The following is a 17,799-nucleotide window of genomic DNA, read 5'->3' on the forward strand; positions in this document are numbered from 1 at the left end:
TTTTTTATCGAATGTGAAACTGTTAATAATTTAAAATTCGATTTAAATTAATATAAAAAATTTAAACCGTTTAGAATTTAGACTTATTTATTAAAAGAAGAAAAAGATTTGTTACATTAATAATATACTATTGCGTTATGTAATTACGTTAAATAAAGTTATTTAAAATATGTATAAGAATAAGTATTTTCATTCTAAATTTGTAAAAGATAAAATAAAGACTTAAAAAGATGCAAATAGATAAATTGCTTAACACATTTATAAAAATTTCAGGATTTTATATTTTAGTCGGATTAATTTTAAGATCAATACTTATTTTTTTGCCTATTACAGAACGAGTATTTGATATTTCCGATTATGCTAAAATTTTTTTATTAGGTATTGTAAATGATTGGTGTGTTTCAATTGTTATTTTTGTTTTTTTATGGTTGCATTTGATGTTTCTATCCAACAGCAAATTCAAGTCACCATGGGGATACATAATAATAGGAGTATTTATCATTTTATTGTGTTATTTGTATTTTTTTAAAACTATATTTGATGATTACGGTAGCATAGTACCAACAATTATCAAAATATTTGTAACTATCAAGGCCTTATCATTTATCATCTTATTTTTATTTCCATCTTTACGATCCAACTGGAGACACACTGTTTATATATTTATTTTTTTCCTTTACATATTTCTAATAATTTTTAATTCAATTAGTGAATATCTGTTTTGGAATGAATTTGGTGTTCGGTATAATTTTATTGCAGTAGATTATCTTATTTATACAAATGAGGTTATTGGTAATATACTGGAATCGTATCCGGTTATATCTATGTTTTCGGTAATTCTGCTTATTTCAATATTAATTACTTATTTTTTCACATCTAAGTCCAATAAATACTTTATGGACTTTTCTAGTTTTAAAGTTAAAATTCTGAGTTCATTAGTATATGTTGTATTAGTAATTGGATCTGTATTTCTGTTAGAATTTATTCAGAAACAGGAAAATTCTGATAACGTTTTTGCTAACGAATTGCAAGCAAATGGGTTATTTCGTTTTTACGAAGCCTTTTCAGATAGTTCTTTAGATTATGAGCAATTTTACGCTCAAATACCTATTAATAAAGCATTTGCATTAGTGGGGAAGCAATATGATAAAAAATCTAAAATAGTTATATCCGAAATTATCAGGGATACACTTCCGGAATTAAGAAAAAATGTTGTTCTGGTAACAATAGAAAGCATGAGTTTTGACTTTATGAAGTATTCAGGCAATACTAAAAACCTTACTCCTAACTTAGATCGTTTGGCAAAAGAAGGAATGTTTTTCACCAATTTGTACGCTACTGGAAATAGAACTGTTAGGGGATTGGAAGCAGTTACATTATGCATACCACCATCTCCGGGAGAAAGTCTGATAAAACGAGAGGATAATGATAATTTATTTTCCACCGGATATATATTTAAGCAAAAAGGATATAAAGTGCAATTTTTTTACGGAGGATATTCATATTTTGATGATATGGATGTTTTTTTTAAAGGAAACGGCTATCAGATTATAGATCGAAATTCCTTTAGTTCTGATGAAATAACTTTTGCAAATATATGGGGAGTTTGTGATGAAGATATGTTTAAAAAAGCAATTAAAACTTTTGATGAAAATCAAAAGTCAAACAGACCCTTTTTTGGGCATATAATGACAGTAAGCAATCATAGACCTTTTACATATCCGGAAGGTAGAATAGATATTCCAAGTACCAGCAAATCCAGGGATGGAGGAGTGAAATATACTGATTATGCAATTGGTGAATTTATAAAAGAAGCGCACAAACATCAATGGTTTCAAAACACAGTTTTCGTATTTGTAGCTGATCATTGCGCATCCAGTGCTGGTAAAGTAAACATTCCTTTAGAACGATATCATATACCAGCAATAATATATGCTCCGGGCTTTGTTAAACCTGTTATTGAAAGAACCTTAACTTCACAAATAGATCTAATGCCTACACTTTTTGGAAAATTACACTTTTCTTACACTTCACAATTTTTTGGTCAAAATATAAAAAAAAGTGATTATAACCCGCGAGCATTGGTTTCAACATATCAGAATTTGGGATATTATAAGGGAAACGAATTGATAGTACTATCTCCTAACAGAAAAGTACAGCAATATGAAGTTGACAGTAATAAACAATTAAAAGCAACTCATGATATAAATAAGACATTAGAAGAAGAGGCTATAGCTAATTACCAGACTACATCTTATTTAATAGAGCAAAATTTATTGAAAACAAACAGAAAGAAAAAATGAGTTATTCTATATCTAAGGTTGATTCATATCTCATTTTCCTGAAAACATTGATAAGTGTAACCACATCTCTTTCGCAGTAAGATTTTATACGTTCGATATCTTTATCTTTATAATATACTTTTGAAACTTCACTTCCATCCATGTCATCTTTAGGAGAAGGTAATCCAAAAACATGAGATAACAGATCCAAAGAAGTATAATGCTTATAATCTCCAAATTTCCATAAATCCATCGTATCCAGATGAGGAATTTCCCAAGGCTTTTTTCCATGCATTTGTAAAATACGAGGTAGTTCAATCTGATGAATCATCATTCGTCTTGCCATATAAGGAAAATCAAATTCTTTACCATTATGAGCGCATAATAATAAATCAGACTTAAAATAATTAGCTTTCAGCAGTTCGTTAAAACCAGTAAGTATTTGGACTTCGTCATCACCATAAAAGCTTTTAAGTCTAATTTTTTTATCATCAATAACTAAACCACAGGAAAGACAGATGATTTTACCAAATTCAGAGAGTATTCCGGCTCTTTCGTAATAATATTCCTCGGGTGAAATTTCATCTTTCCGCTGATATTGTGTTTTTTTCTCCCATAATTCCTTAGTTCGTTCCGATAATTCATCCCAGTTTTCAAATTCAGGTACAGTTTCCAAATCAAGAAACAAGATTTGTTTAAGTGGGATTTTTGACAACATATAAAAAAAATTATGACTGTCAAATATACTTAAATATCATCATTTAGATAATATTATTTAAATTTGATAATATTAAAAAAAACATGGAAAATATATTTGTTTCAGATATTGATGGAACCCTTACTTCTTTTGGAAGTCCGGTGTTAGATGAATACGGTATAAAGTCTCTGAAAAAGGCATCTCAGTGGGGTGAAATTATTTTAGCCTCAGCAAGACCTTATTCGGGAATTATAAGCATGTATAATCCGGAGGAATTAGAAATTGATTACATTATTTCATTAAATGGAGGACATATATTGTATAAAAATAAAACGCTATTCACTTTTCCTGTTCCTAGCGAAATAGTTACTTATTTTATTAAAAATAAAGATAGATTTGAAAATCTTTGGTTTTATACGGAATTTCATTGGTACACATCTACAATGGAAACAGATGTTTATAAGAAAGAATCGTATGCAGTAAACAGCGAAGCGATATTGCTAAACAAGTTTAAATCAGAAAATGTTTTAAAAATTTTAGCCGTTTGTGAGTCTGATCGTGATATAATTGTTTCAGAGATTGGAAATAAATTTTCTGGTGTTAATGTAACTTCATCATCCGAATCTTATGTTGAAATTTTTTCTTCACAAATAAATAAATTTAATGCTGTAGAAACGATATTTAGAGATAAGGAAACTCAAATTTTCGCCTTTGGTGATTCCAATAATGATTTGGAAATGATTAAAAATTCATTTTTAGGCTGTGCAGTTAATAATGCAACTCCACAGGTAAAAGCGGTAGCGGATTACATATCCAGTTTCAATTTTGGAAAAGGTGTATATGATTCATTGGAATATATACAGAAAAAATATTTAATTTAAATGAAAATGAATATATTTTATAATTTCTCACAATATTAAACATTTGCTTACTGATTAATTAATCAAGATTATGAATTATTGAAATAATAAAAAAATACAGTCATTATGAGCATTCTAAGCAACTAAACAGGCTAATTATGAAAAATATCATTTAGGGGTTTAAGTTGCTGATATTAAGTGTTTTGTTTGATTTTGCAGGGGTTTCCTGAGTAAATTAATACAATCAAAAAGTGTGAAAAAATATTATTCTAGTAAAAAAATATTTATATTTGCCGACTGAACTATAATAAAAAATAAAAGGTTATGTCTGACATTACATCAAGAGTAAAAGCTATCATCGTTGACAAATTAGGAGTAGATGAAAGCGAAGTTACACCAGAAGCAAGTTTTACAAATGACTTGGGGGCTGATTCATTAGACACAGTAGAATTAATCATGGAGTTTGAAAAAGAATTTGACATTCAAATCCCAGATGACCAAGCAGAAAAAATTTCAACTGTTGGTCAAGCCATTTCTTATATTGAAGAAGTAAACAAACAATAATTTACACAAAGACATTAAAGTAAAAGTATGGCTTTAAAACGAGTAGTGGTAACTGGACTTGGTGCAATAACACCTATCGGTAATAATTTCCAGGAATATAGGAAAGCCTTATTAGAAGGTGTAAGTGGAGCAGGTCCAATTACTCTATTTGACGCAACTAATTTTAAAACAAAATTTGCTTGTGAATTAAAACAATACAATCCTGAAGACTATTTTGAAAGAAAAGATGTACGTAAATATGATCGTTGCGCACAGTTTGGAATGATATCTTCAAAAGAAGCAGTAAAGGATAGTAAACTATTGGAATATTCTGATCTGAACAAAGCCCGTGTAGGGGTAGTTTGGGGATCAGGAATAGGGGGTTTAAATACATTCGAGCAGGAAGTGTCTACCTACGCTTTAGGTAACGGAATTCCTCGATTTAATCCTTTCTTTATTCCTAAAATGATTGCAGATATGACTCCGGGTCTTATTTCTATGGAATACGGATTTATGGGGCCAAATTATGCAACTGTATCTGCATGTGCATCGTCTTCTAATGCAATGATTGATTCTTTGATGCTTATCCGGTTAGGTAAAGCAGATGCAATCGTTACCGGAGGTTCCGAGGCAGCTATATGTGCAAGTGGAGTAGGAGGGTTTAATGCCCTGCACGCCATGTCTACAAGGAATGATGATCCGGCAACAGCTTCCCGGCCTTTTGATAAAGACAGGGATGGATTCGTTCTTGGGGAAGGTTCCGGAACACTTATTTTAGAAGAATACGAACACGCAGTTAAAAGAGGAGCAACTATTTATGCTGAAATAGTGGGCGGGGGCTTAAGTGCCGATGCTTATCACATGACAGCGCCTCATCCCGAAGGCTTGGGAGCATATAATGTAATGAAAAATGCAATTGAAGATGCCGGTATATCCCTGACTGATATAGACCATATCAATGTTCATGGAACATCAACTCCGCTAGGAGATTTAGCAGAATCAAAAGCAATCTTAAAATTATTTGGAGAACATTCATATAAAATCCAGATAAATTCCACAAAATCAATGACCGGTCACTTATTGGGTGCAGCGGGTGCTATAGAAGCTTTAGCTTGTGTAATTGCTGTAAAAGAAAATATAGTAGCACCTACCATCAATCATTTTACAGATGATGAAGATTTTGACCCTAAATTAGATTTTACCTTCAACAAAGCAAAAGAGAAGGAAGTTAAATATGCAATGAGTAATACTTTCGGTTTCGGTGGCCACAATGCATGTGTTATTTTAAAGAAATTTTAAAATAAGATAGAATAACGTAACTTAATGACTGCTATTTGGAAAAAAATACTTTTCCGTTCAAATTTATTGAAGCAGAGTTCTGATAACAAAGAGGAAGAAGTTTTCAGAAAACAAATAGAAAATCTGATAGGTTATAAGCCTTCTAATTTAGGAGTTTTTTATGAATGCTTTACTCATTCTTCAGTAAATAACAATGATAATAAGAACTTTGAAAGGCTTGAGTTCTTAGGAGATTCCATACTATCAAGTATAGTATCGGATTATTTGTACCATCAAGCACCGGATAAAAAAGAAGGCTACCTTACCCAAATGAGATCTAAAATGGTCAATAGAAAAACACTAAATGTTTTGGGTAACGAATTAAAATTATCATCATATCTTCAAAAAAGACAAAATACAAGCTTAGGCGAAAATATCAACGGGAATTTATATGAAGCCTTAGTTGGCGGAATATATATTGATGGAGGATTCGAAGCTTGCCGGGATTTTATAAGTGAAACTTTAATTAAACAAGAAGATTTTGAACAACTGGAAAAAAGAGTTACCAGTTATAAAAGTCTGATAATTGAATGGGCTCAAAAAAATAAACTGGAAATAAATTTTGAAACGTTTGAAGAGGAAAATGCTGAAGATGTTTTAATATTCAACTCTATTATTCATCTGGACAATAAAATGGTGACCAAAGGAAGAGCTACCTCTAAAAAGAAAGCTGAAGAAAGCGCTTCTAAAAGAGCTTATTACAGGTTAAATAAGTATATAAATACATCCGAAACAAAAGAAACATGAAGATTTATTCCTTTGATTGGGATGATGATGATCCAATATTTGATTTCAAATTATTAGGATTAGCATCTAACTTGATCAAAGATTATGATCTGGCATTTTATTTGAATAAATATTGTCAATTCTCATTTAAACGAGAAGCAGATCAAGAAATATTGAATGGAGATGTTTTGTATCTTTTTTCAGTTTACAGATTTTTTCACTCTAAAACTAAACAATTTGTAGAGCTTATAAGTAATTATTCTTATCCACAAATGTTAAAAGGTGAAAAATATAGTCTTTTTGAAGAAACAGAAAGTATTCATATATTAATACCGGAATTCAAAAGATTTAACTATTTCTTAAAGTCAAGTTTGGGGTTGAATGAAGACTTTTACGTAAATTTGGCAGAATTGAAAAATATACAAGAATATCAAGACATTGATATAAACACTATAAAGATTAATAATTTAGAAAATTTGATATTACCCACATAATGATAGGATATAGAAAAAAAACAAAAATAGTAGCTACTATTGGACCTGCATCTGAAGATAGAGAGACTTTATTAAACATGATTAAAGCAGGTGTAAATGTAATTCGTGTTAATTTTTCCCATGCAGAAGAACAAACTGTTGAAAAATGGGTAAAATTAGTACGTGGTATTAATGAAGAATATGGTTTTACTGTTTCTTTGTTGGCCGATTTACAGGGGCCTAAGTTAAGAGTAGGAGTTGTTAAAGAAGGCGTTGTAGTAAAATCTGGTGATTTGATCACTTTTACTAATGAAAAAATTGAAGGTGATGAAAATCAGGTGTATATGAGTTATCCTCAATTTGCCAGAGATGTGAAAGTAGGTGAAAAAATATTACTTGATGACGGAAAATTAATATTTGAGGTTGTTGAAACTAATTTACGAGATAAAGTTAAAGCTAGAGTAATTCAGGGAGGACCGTTAAAATCCAAAAAAGGAGTTAATCTGCCCAATACTAAAGTATCGTTACCAGCTTTAACAGAGAAAGATATTAAAGATGCCCTTACTGCAATTAAATATGAGTTTGACTGGATAGCTTTATCTTTTGTAAGACACGTGGAAGATGTCAACGATTTGAAAAAATTAATTCAGGCTAATGTTAGTCATAAAATCCCAATTATAGCTAAAATTGAAAAGCCTGAAGCAATAACTAATATTAAAGAGATAGTTGATGCTGTAGATGGTGTTATGGTTGCAAGAGGAGATTTAGGAATTGAAATACCTATGGAAAAAGTTCCTTTAATCCAGAAAAATTTGGTAAGCTTATGCAAAATATCGTGTAAACCTGTAATAATTGCTACTCAGATGATGGAGAGCATGATTGATGGATTAACCCCTACAAGGGCTGAAGTAAATGATGTAGCTAATTCTGTTTTAGATGGTGCAGATGCTGTAATGTTAAGTGGTGAAACATCTGTAGGTAAATATCCTGTTGAAGTTATTGAAAACATGGCTAAAATCATTTGTAATGTTGAAGATGACCAGCACATACAGGTGCCTCCCCATGCTCCGGTAAGAGGAAGTGATAGATATATTACTGATATGATATGTTATAATGCTGCTGAAATGGTAGATCAGGTATCAGCTAAAGCCATTGTTACTTTGACACAGTCAGGTTACACAGCTTTTCAGATTTCTTCTCACCGTCCATTAGCTGATATTATTGTGTTTACATCTAATAAAAGAGTAATTACAATGCTTAATCTACTATGGGGGGTACGAGCTTTCTTATATGAAGGTTTAAAAAGTACTGATGAAACGGTAGTAGAAGTAAATAGAGAAGCAAGAGAAAAAGGATTTGTAGTTTCCGGAGATTACGTTATTAATTTAAATGCAATGCCATCTTTTGGTAATGGTTTAACTAATACACTTCGATTGACTCAGATTAGTTAATGACAATTATTTTTAAACATAAAAAAAACTCTTACTTATGTAAGAGTTTTTTTTATGTTTATGTTTATTTGCGTTTATATAAATAATAGACTTCGAGTGCATTGTTATCAATATCATTTTTAATAGTGTCTGTTTTAATCAAATTATAATTTTCTTTTAAAACAGGTAAGTGATAGTAGTATAGGAATTCATCGGTATTATTAGGATCATTTTCTTTAATTTTTGATAAATTATAGATACGACATGGTAATACTATAAATTCAGTCTTCTTTTGTCTGATGTATTCCGTCTGATCGTTTCTTAGCTCAGGAAATGTACTAAATGGCAAGTTTGGTTTTAAAAAGAATTTTACATTGGGAACAATATTACATGTAGTAAATAAGCTATTACCTAATCCAAACCCAAGATTTAATAAAGTAGGATGTGGTGATTTTTTTATTTCGTCGCTTAATCTTTCAGTCATAAATCCATCCACCTTGAAATCTTTACTATTTAAAATTTTATATTCGAGCCATGTATTTGTTAGCCTTTTTTGGCTTAAACACATAAAGAAAAATATAAAGAAAAATGAGGCTATCATTCCTGATGTAAATTTTACAGACGCATATTTTTTTATGTATATAAATATGCATACCAAGCCCAAAACATCAAAAACTAAAAAAGGAATCGGATAATAGTAGAAAAAAGTTTTAGACATAAAAATAATAACGTATAGAGTTATTCCTGAAAGAATAATACTCCATCGCCCAATCGTATTTTTTATAAAATTTACCGGGAAGATAAAAATTCCAATAATAGGAAGAAGAAATAAAGAAAAACTATCTAAAAATAAGTAAAGGATTTTAGTAACTAATAAAATCAATACTTCAGTCAGAGAACCAACTTTTGCATATTTGCTATTTAAGACTATGTAAGTGTTATAGGCCTCTTCTAAAGCGTTATTTACATAGAAATACAGGATGATAGGAATTGCTACTAAAGCAAATCCTGCTAAATAAGCTAGCAGATTATAAATTATATTTTTATATCTTTTATTAGAAAGAAGATTAATAAATATACCTAACAAAGGGAAAAACCAAAACATGATTAAGTTTATTTTTGTTAAAATTACCATCGAACAGATAATTCCATGAACAAACATACACCAAGGATTGTGAGAAAAATTACCCTTATCTTTAAAATATCTGACAAACAAATACAAGCTTATAATTTCACCTACTAGGATAAATTCTTCAGCAGATCCTCCGGCTATCATTAGTTTTAAAAGAAAAGAAGGAAATATGAGAGCGGTGAAAAAGGATCCGGCTTTTCCCAGATATAATCTTGCTGTAAGATAGATAGAATATGACATTAAGAGCCAGGATATCAGCTCAATGATAAACATACCGAAAAAGTTAGAATTCGATATTATATAACCTGCACTATACAAAAAGAATATGAAAGGTCCTTTATGATCAAATACTTCTGTATATAAAGTACGGCCATTAACCATTCCTTTCGCTACATTAAAATATACATTTGGATCAGACCATTCGTTAGTTACGTAAAAGGGAGACATTTTTGAGCAAAAAAACAGCAATAAAAAAATGTATAAAGTTAAAAGTAAAATAAAATTTTTATCTTCTTTTATAATTTGTAAAGTACTTTTGTTAGTCATTGGTTCTATAAAACTTATTTAATGATATTTTTTGTTTCTGCGAAGTTCTCTAATAATTCTACGGCTTTAGTATTACCTCCGGCTTTTATAAAAGTTTGTTTTATTCTTTCAGCGTTTTGGCGGTATTCATTATTATTTAAAACTTCTAAAACTGAATTTTCAAGATCGTTTTTTTTCATTCTTTTATATCTTAATCTTATTCCGCTTCCTGAATTTTCAACCAGTGAGGCATTATAAAATTGATCGTATGCTAATGGAATTACTACCATAGGAAGTGAATTCATTAAAGATTCATTAATAGTATTAAAGCCTCCATGACAAATAACTGCATCCATATGCGGAAGAAGTTGAATTTGTGGCAGGTATTTTTGTACTATAAAGTTATCAGGCCATTTTTCAAATAATTCAGGATCAACGGATGCAATAATAGTAACATCTTTATCTTTAAAAGCATCAATTAATTTAGTGAAAAAATCTTTTCTAATGTCTGTTAAAACAGTTCCAATAGATACGAAAATTTTAGGATTAGAAATTTTATTTATACTTTCCCAGTCAAAGGATGAATTGTCCGGTCTTCCTAAAACAGGTCCGATAAACTTATTACAAGGTTCTGTTGAAGTTATCCCAGCAAATTCCTCCGATGTGAATATTAATGATAATTTTGAAGAGACAATTAAATGTTCTTTCTCTTCTATACCAAAATATTTTTGTAAGCCAGAAATCTGGTTATAGGCCCATTCAGCTACTTTAGGAGCCATGTCCGGATTTCCCATGACTTCAGGTGGTGAAGTCATAGTAGTAGCATAAGGTATATTGTAAAGATAGGCTGCAAGCCCGCCTGCAAATGTTATTCCGTCATTAATTATTACATCAGGTTTAAAGTTTTCAATAACATTTTTTAAACCAGGCATCATTATTTTAGCTAGAGGTACATAGGTTTGTTCAAGTGCCAGTTTAAGAATTTCCAATCCGGTTACATTACTTCCGGTACCCTGTAGCTCCATGATTTTTTCAATTTCGTCCTGATAAGGTTTTATTTCTTTTTCAGGATAATAATAATGACCTTTTACAGGAATAGTATTTTTGTCTAAGGGATAAATCCCTGTCCATGCGACTTCATGTCCTCTTTCCAAAAGACTATTTCCTATACTTAAGGTTGGATTTATATGTCCGATAAATGGAGGTACAACAAATAAAAATTTCTTCATAACATTTAATTATTAAGTATAGATTCTAAATAGTTGGCTCCTTGTACCACTCCTCCAGATTTTTCAAATGATTTTTTTATATTTTCAGCACCTATTTTATACGCTTTATCGTTTAAAATATGGTGAACAGATTCTTTTAGTTGTTCGGCTTTGAACCTGTTGAATTTTAACCGTATTCCTGCGTTATTATCAACAACACAACCTGCCACATAGGATTGATCATATGCAATAGGAATAACAATTAATGGAATACCATAGGTTAAAGATTCACAAACTGTATTTTGTCCTCCGTGGCAAACTACAGCATTCATCAAATGAATAAGATCTAATTGCGGAATTTGTTTTTGTATGATAAAGTTATCAGGTATTGAATCGAAATATTCGGGATCTGATATGACAACTACAGTTAATTTTTCATTTTTAAAAGCGTTAGTTATTTTATCAAAAAATGATTTTTTTTGTGAATGATCAAATGTAGTACCTATGGTAACTAAAATTTTTGGTTGGTTTCCAAGATCTGCCAGTTTTTCCCAGTCAAATAAAATAGAATGAGAACGTTTGTTAATAGAGGGACCAATAAACTTAAAATTATCCGGTAAATCAGTATTTCCGAAAAAATCTTTTGAAGTATATACCAGCGTTAATAATTTAGAACAATCTAGTCTCTCATTACCTTCAATTCCATTTTTTTGCTGAAATGCTATAACTTGCTGACTTTCCCACTCATGTATCATAGGAAGATTTTCATTAACCTTTATGGAAGCCGGAGCCGTTACCGACGTAGCATAAGGAATTTGTTTTTTTATTGCAGCTACAGAACCTGCGAATAGTTGATGGTCTGAAATTATTAGATCGGGTTTATATTGATCAATAATTTTTTCTATACCTGGAAGGATATACGTGTTCATAGGAGTCAAAACTTCTTCATACAGAAATTTTAAGCTTTCAATACCTGTCACAGATTTTTTTTTCAGCTCTTCAATATATGCTTCCTGATGTTTTTTTTCTTCTTCAGTTAGATTTATGGGAATAAGCAATAATTTACCACCAACAGGTAATTCTTTCTCAAGCTGAGGATCAAAACTTAGCCAGGATACTTCATGATTTCTTGTGAGCAATTCCTGACCCAAAGCCAAAGTAGGATTAATGTGTCCGGTTAATGGAGGAACAATAAATGCAAATTTTGCCATATTTTTAAAATTCTTAAACGTTAAAGAAATCTGCTAATTTCTTTTTAATCCATTCTGGATTTTGAATAGGTATATTATGATCTCCTTCTCCTTCAAAAAATGTTACATTTGGAATGTAATTTTTAAGAATCTTTCCATCAGGTAAGCAATCAGATTGCATACCATAAAGTAATAATGACTCTTGATTTACTGAGTTCATATTCTCTTTTGAAGAAAAATATCTGTCTTTGATTAAATCATCAGGCATAGATGATTCATGCATGAGATAATCAAATAATTTTTTATTTTTTTCGAGTTGTCTTTTATTAGGAACAATTTTGGTTGATACACTATAATTTTGCATATAATGTTCTAAAAACTCGTTTCCGTATTTTTCTATAACTTTTTCTGTATCTCCGTCTTTGTCTGTAATTGGAGATTCAATTATAGCAATTTTTTTAATTCTTTCAGGGTAATGGATGGCGCTATATAGTGTTATTAAACCACCAAAACTATATCCTACCAAATCTACTTGAGAAAGATTATAGAAGTTTAGAAGATGAATTAAATCTGAGGATAATGACTTTAAGTCAAAACCCTGATCTATTTTTTCACTAAGTCCATGACTTCTCAGGTCATAAAGAAGTACATGATATTTTTTAGCAAGCTCAGGAGCTATATTGAAATAAAATAAAGAAGAGTTTGTAAACATACCGTGAATCATAACGATAGTTTCAGAAGCTTCCTTATTGAGCTCCAGAATATGAACTTTTTTATTATTTATTTCAACTATGGGCATTTACAATAAGATTTACAATATCACCTATAGATAAATTAATCAGCTGTTCCATGTCCATGCCGGATAACCATTCATTAAAATCCATTCTGTCGCCATATTCTTGTTTCACTTTTTCAGCTAAAGCAACGATTTCAATGCTATCCATTTCCAGGTCCTTAGTAAAAATGCTCTCAGGTGTTATATCCAGTTCATCAGCAATATCTTCTCCAAGTACTTCAGTTATAAATTGTTTTAATTTTTCGAATACCTGTTCTTCTTGTTGTTGTATATTTAAAGAGTCCATCCTATTATAAAATTGTTATATTTAATTGTGTTGATTGTTGTATTTTTTATTGTTAATATTTCTCCATTTATTGATTCAACTTCATATTGTTTCGGATTCCCTTTAAGACCTAGTCCGAGCATTTTTCCATATGCTTCTTTTGCGGTCCAGAACCGGGTAGTCCATTCAGCTAAATCTTTACCTTCAAGCAGTTTCATTTCTTGACTTGTAAAAGCCAGATCCATAAAACCTTTATCCCTGTTTTCAATTGTTTCTATATCAATGCCTACTGGCTTATAAGAACTAATGGTCACAGAATTGCTGCCTTTGTGAGCAATGGATATTTCCATATTTTTTGTCTCTGGAACTCCGTGAATTGACGGTTTTCTATTCGGATCGTATTGAACATTAAATTCAATTGGATAATACTTCTTACCGGAATGGTTTTCAATAAACTTCCTTACACTATCTTTTAATGAAATACGACTGATCAGATAATCTTTTTTCTTATTCAGCATCAGAGAGTCATAATGACGTTTTTCTTCCTGATTTAAATATATATTCATCAGGAATTCCCAGTTTATGGCTTTACTATAAGCATTGTCAAAGAAATATATATCCGGAGCTATGTTATCAGATAATATATATTCTGAAGGGCTCATCGTTAAGTTCCATAATTTTTTATCAAACCCTTCAAAAATCTGATTTTTCCATCCCTTTATAATGCACCATATTTTACCTTCTCTTTTTATTATAATGTCTGCGGTTGCAATTTGGGCAGTAAGTGATGTTGGTAAACAAATACATTCGAAAACGCCTTGCTGATCCTGTACATCCTGATAAAAATTAATTTCTTCAATTTTTACTGGAAAACTTACAGAAGATTCATCGCCTAGGGTTAACTGTAGGAATAAACCGTAAAGCTGGCCAATATTATCTAAAAGTGATCCTTTTCCTGTTGATTTTTTTATAAATCCACGAAGACCTTTTTCATTAATATTTGTAACTTCTATAATTCCCTGATATCCTGGACCATGAAACATATGTTCTTTGTAAATAGTTTCTTTAGTGGGAGGAATTAAGCTATTAGCTTCCCACTCAATTTCATTTAAGTAGTGCGGATCCGGTGTAGGGAAAGAATTGCCTAATAAGACTTCACCAGTTGCGAAATTTTTTATTTTTAATGATATTTGTTCTTCTGATTTCCAGGTACCTTCAATTTTTTGACTGAACGGAGTGAAAACTTTCATCCACTGAAATACACTCACAGGACCTAAGCGTAAAACTTTCTTATTTATATCCTGTTTATGAGCTGCCTCTATCAATAATTCAAATGTCATTGTCATAGGAATTACCGGACCTATATCTTCAAGAATAGTCCAGTGTGAAGGTTGTTTAAATAGAGAATGATCAATTAAATAAGGATGTTCTTTAATATCTACATACAAATTTTCTTCAAACGATTTTCCAGTTTTATTTACTGATTCTACCGACTGAGTATGATTTTCTTCATTATGTAAGTCAGTTTGTTGGATGTTCCTGTTGTTGGATGTAATTTTTTGTTTGTATGATCCGGAAAAGTTGCCGTTTGATTTTATAAGTTGATTAAGTTCTGACTGCATATCTAAAAGAGCACTGATATTCTCATTCATTGCCATTGCTACCGGATGGCTGGAATCTATAAATAAGTCAGTAGATAATTCATTAATTGATGTTGGTTGTGAATGATATTTTTTTGATATTTCATCAATTACTGAAAAATCTTTTAGTATAGGAACGTTTAAAGATAATTTAAATTTGGAATCCTGATCATTGGTTGTTTCTTTAATTCCGAGAAATTCAGTATCTAAATCATTTTTTCCTTCAATAAATAATAGGGCAAGAATTCTTCTTAATTGTTCAAGCGTTGTACGGTTAGATACATAAGCCGAAATAGCAGAATATTCTTTGTTTTTGAGTATATCGTCAACAAATCCAATCAGACTACCGCTGCCTATTTGTATAAACATACGTGCATTTTCCTGCGTATACATTTTTTCAATAAGCTCTCTAAATCTAACTGCTTGTAAAAGATGTTTTATAGTTAATTCCTTAAAATCTTTAAAATTATCCGGATAAAGCTCGAGTGTTGTTGCCGACCAAACCGGAATTTGATTATGTTCGATTTTTATATGCTCGAGGGCTTCATCTAATAAATATAATTTATCCTTTATAAAAGGAGAATGAAATCCTGATTGGAAAGGTAAAACCTGATGAAAAATCTGTTTGGATTTAAGTACATCTAAAATCGAGTCTCTGGCTTGTTCTGTTCCGCAAAGTAATATCTGGCTAGGACAGTTATCATTGGAGACATATAAATCAGGTATTTTTTCAATGTAAGGATTCAGTTTGTCAACTCCACAACCTGCAGCAATAAAGTAAGCATTACTTACCTGGTACTTATCAGGATCCATGGACGCAAGTAAGTTCTTAACAGAATCATTGGAAATCAATCCGCTAGATTTAGCTGCAAACCACTCTCCTAAGCTATGACCTGCGTTCATATCAGGAATAACTCCTAATGTTTTTAGAGAACTGTCAATAATTTCTCCTGCATGGAATTGTTTAAATGATTGATTCAGTATCGGATTTGACTGAGCTGTTTCTTCAGGAATTTCATATCCGAAATATTCTGCTATACTCTGAACCTCTGGGTTGGAAGAAGGATCGAATCCGGGAAATAAAAAGGCTATTTTCCCATTTCCTTTTAATAAGGGTTTATTGGAAAACCATATATCTTGTCTACCTTTCCAAGGTTTATCTTTAGCAATCAGTTTTTTTGCTTTTTCTAATCTTTCAGGAGTAGGATTGAAAACAATTAGTCTGTAATCTCCATTTATATCTGAAAAAGTAAAATTTCTGTTATCAATGGCGTAAATAAGTTCTTCTTTAGTTTTTGCTGTGATAGCAATAACTTCTTCTGTGAATGTTAACTTCTTTTGGCTCGGATTCTTGTCATGTGATTTTAAAATCAGATGGGCATAAGTGCCTTCGTTATTGAAATCATTTACACCTGCTATTAGAGGTATTGTATCGTTTTGCCATTCTATAGTTTTAGTAACTGGAACTACATATTTTCCAGCTAATAATTTAATAGGATTTTCGCTATGAATAGTCTGAGGAATTTGCCTGTTATATAAAGATAATACAGTTTTTATGATTCCGGCCATCCCCGAGGCAGACATGGTATGTCCTATGTTAGCTTTTACAGAGCCAATGTGCAATGTATGAGAATCATTGGAATATATATTTTTCAACGATTCTAATTCCACAGAATCTTCTGATTTTATTGAGGTTCCATTTGCTTCAACATAAAAAATGTCTTCTGGTTGTAATGATGAATTTAACAGAGCTTCCGATATTGATCTTATCTGTCCTTCTGATATATTATTATATTCATTGACTATTCCTAATCCTTTAATGACAGCATAAATTCGATCGTTATCGCTTATCGCTTTATCTAATTTTTTTAACACAATAAAGCCAGCTCCTTCACCAAGTAAAATTCCATCGGCATTTTCGCTGAAAGGACTCATTTTTTCATTTTTTGAAAAAAGAGATTTTTCATTAAGAGATTTCCAAAAATCGGGAGTGTGGCTAAAATGCAATCCTCCGGCAATGGAAATATCTACTGTATCATTGAGTAGTTCTGTGATAGAATTTTTTACTGCTAATAAAGAACTTGCTGTAGAAGCATCTACTGTATACGCTCCTCCTTTTATATTTAACAACTGTGCAATAAACGAAGGTAAACTTGATACATTGTTTTGTTTTTCACCAAATGAATTTGCTTCTTTAAATGAATTTTTAATCTTACTTATTTCTTCTTCTGTTATTTCAGGAAGAATATTCTTTATAGTTTCGACTAACTGGACTGCCGTATGGTTGGCATTTATAGAGTTTATTTCTGAATAGTTAGGATAAGAACTCTTACCAATAATTATTGAACTTTTATTTAAAGAAATATTTTTTTTGAAAACCTGGGCATCTTCAAGCGCTGAGTATACTAAATGTAAAGCTAATAGATAGCTTGGATCTAATCCCTTAGCGTAAGATTCCGTTATACCTAACTTTTCTAAGTTTATACATGGTGTGGGAATAAAACCTCCTTTTTTACAATAAAAAGCATCTTTACTATTAGTTGAAAATTTAAAGTATTCCGGATCTATTCTATCTTCTGGTACTTCTGTATTTGAATCAATGCCATTTAAGACATTGTCCCAGAAAGTATCGAGATTTTCTGCTCCAGGAAAGAGGCATGACATACCAACAATGGCTATATCGGTGTTTTTCAT

General features: G+C 30.9%; 14 protein-coding genes. 7 read left to right on the forward strand and 7 right to left on the reverse strand.

Features of this window, described 5'->3' with window-relative positions; genetic code table 11:
• The first annotated feature begins 230 nt into the window (after positions 1-230).
• Positions 231-2,303: an LTA synthase family protein gene (locus EOV51_RS05650; RefSeq protein WP_128150747.1), complete on the forward strand. Its 2,073-nt coding sequence runs from the start codon at positions 231-233 to the stop codon at positions 2,301-2,303.
• 1 nt (position 2,304) lies between these two features.
• Here the strand turns inward: EOV51_RS05650 and EOV51_RS05655 are convergent, their stop codons facing one another.
• The gene (locus tag EOV51_RS05655; RefSeq protein ID WP_128150749.1) at positions 2,305-3,000 is read right to left on the reverse strand and encodes a 3'-5' exonuclease; all 696 of its coding nucleotides are present in this window, start codon (positions 2,998-3,000) and stop codon (positions 2,305-2,307) included.
• Positions 3,001-3,083: 83 nt separating this feature from the next.
• Between EOV51_RS05655 and EOV51_RS05660 the strand changes: the two genes are divergently transcribed.
• The 6 genes from EOV51_RS05660 (at position 3,084) to pyk (ending at position 8,370) form a co-directional block, all read left to right on the forward strand.
• Complete coding sequence (locus EOV51_RS05660) at positions 3,084-3,860, forward strand: HAD-IIB family hydrolase (protein WP_128150752.1); 777 nt, start codon at positions 3,084-3,086, stop codon at positions 3,858-3,860.
• 303 nt (positions 3,861-4,163) lie between these two features.
• Positions 4,164-4,403: an acyl carrier protein gene (locus tag EOV51_RS05665; protein WP_055424989.1), complete on the forward strand. Its 240-nt coding sequence runs from the start codon at positions 4,164-4,166 to the stop codon at positions 4,401-4,403.
• A 27-nt stretch (positions 4,404-4,430) separates the two neighbouring features.
• Positions 4,431-5,681, forward strand: coding sequence for a beta-ketoacyl-ACP synthase II (gene fabF / locus EOV51_RS05670; protein WP_128150753.1), 1,251 nt, complete (start codon positions 4,431-4,433; stop codon positions 5,679-5,681).
• 24 nt (positions 5,682-5,705) lie between these two features.
• Positions 5,706-6,467 (forward strand): ribonuclease III, encoded by a 762-nt coding sequence (gene rnc / locus EOV51_RS05675; protein WP_128150755.1) that lies wholly within the window; start codon positions 5,706-5,708, stop codon positions 6,465-6,467.
• Positions 6,464-6,940 (forward strand): IPExxxVDY family protein, encoded by a 477-nt coding sequence (locus EOV51_RS05680; RefSeq protein WP_128150757.1) that lies wholly within the window; start codon positions 6,464-6,466, stop codon positions 6,938-6,940. The genes rnc and EOV51_RS05680 overlap by 4 nt, the downstream gene beginning before the upstream one ends.
• On the forward strand, positions 6,940-8,370 hold the full coding sequence (gene pyk / locus EOV51_RS05685) for a pyruvate kinase (protein ID WP_128150759.1): 1,431 nt from the start codon (positions 6,940-6,942) through the stop codon (positions 8,368-8,370). The genes EOV51_RS05680 and pyk overlap by 1 nt, the downstream gene beginning before the upstream one ends.
• 64 nt (positions 8,371-8,434) lie before the next feature.
• Here pyk and EOV51_RS05690 read toward each other — a convergent pair whose 3' ends face one another.
• The 6 genes from EOV51_RS05690 to EOV51_RS05715 form a co-directional block, all read right to left on the reverse strand.
• Positions 8,435-9,928: an ArnT family glycosyltransferase gene (locus tag EOV51_RS05690; protein WP_128150761.1), complete on the reverse strand. Its 1,494-nt coding sequence runs from the start codon at positions 9,926-9,928 to the stop codon at positions 8,435-8,437.
• A gap of 113 nt (positions 9,929-10,041) precedes the next feature.
• Positions 10,042-11,235, reverse strand: coding sequence for a glycosyltransferase (locus tag EOV51_RS14770; protein WP_128150763.1), 1,194 nt, complete (start codon positions 11,233-11,235; stop codon positions 10,042-10,044).
• A 5-nt stretch (positions 11,236-11,240) separates the two neighbouring features.
• Positions 11,241-12,425, reverse strand: coding sequence for a nucleotide disphospho-sugar-binding domain-containing protein (locus EOV51_RS14775; protein ID WP_128150765.1), 1,185 nt, complete (start codon positions 12,423-12,425; stop codon positions 11,241-11,243).
• A 13-nt stretch (positions 12,426-12,438) separates the two neighbouring features.
• A complete protein-coding gene (locus EOV51_RS05705; RefSeq protein WP_128150767.1) occupies positions 12,439-13,203 on the reverse strand; it encodes an alpha/beta fold hydrolase in 765 nt (254 codons plus the stop codon).
• Positions 13,190-13,486: an acyl carrier protein gene (locus EOV51_RS05710; protein ID WP_128150769.1), complete on the reverse strand. Its 297-nt coding sequence runs from the start codon at positions 13,484-13,486 to the stop codon at positions 13,190-13,192. Before EOV51_RS05710 ends, EOV51_RS05705 begins: the two co-directional genes overlap by 14 nt.
• Entirely contained in the window at positions 13,474-17,799 is a 4,326-nt protein-coding gene (locus EOV51_RS05715; RefSeq protein ID WP_128150771.1) for a type I polyketide synthase, read from the reverse strand. The genes EOV51_RS05710 and EOV51_RS05715 overlap by 13 nt, the downstream gene beginning before the upstream one ends.

This window comes from Apibacter raozihei (assembly GCF_004014855.1).
Lineage (GTDB): Bacteria > Bacteroidota > Bacteroidia > Flavobacteriales > Weeksellaceae > Apibacter > Apibacter raozihei.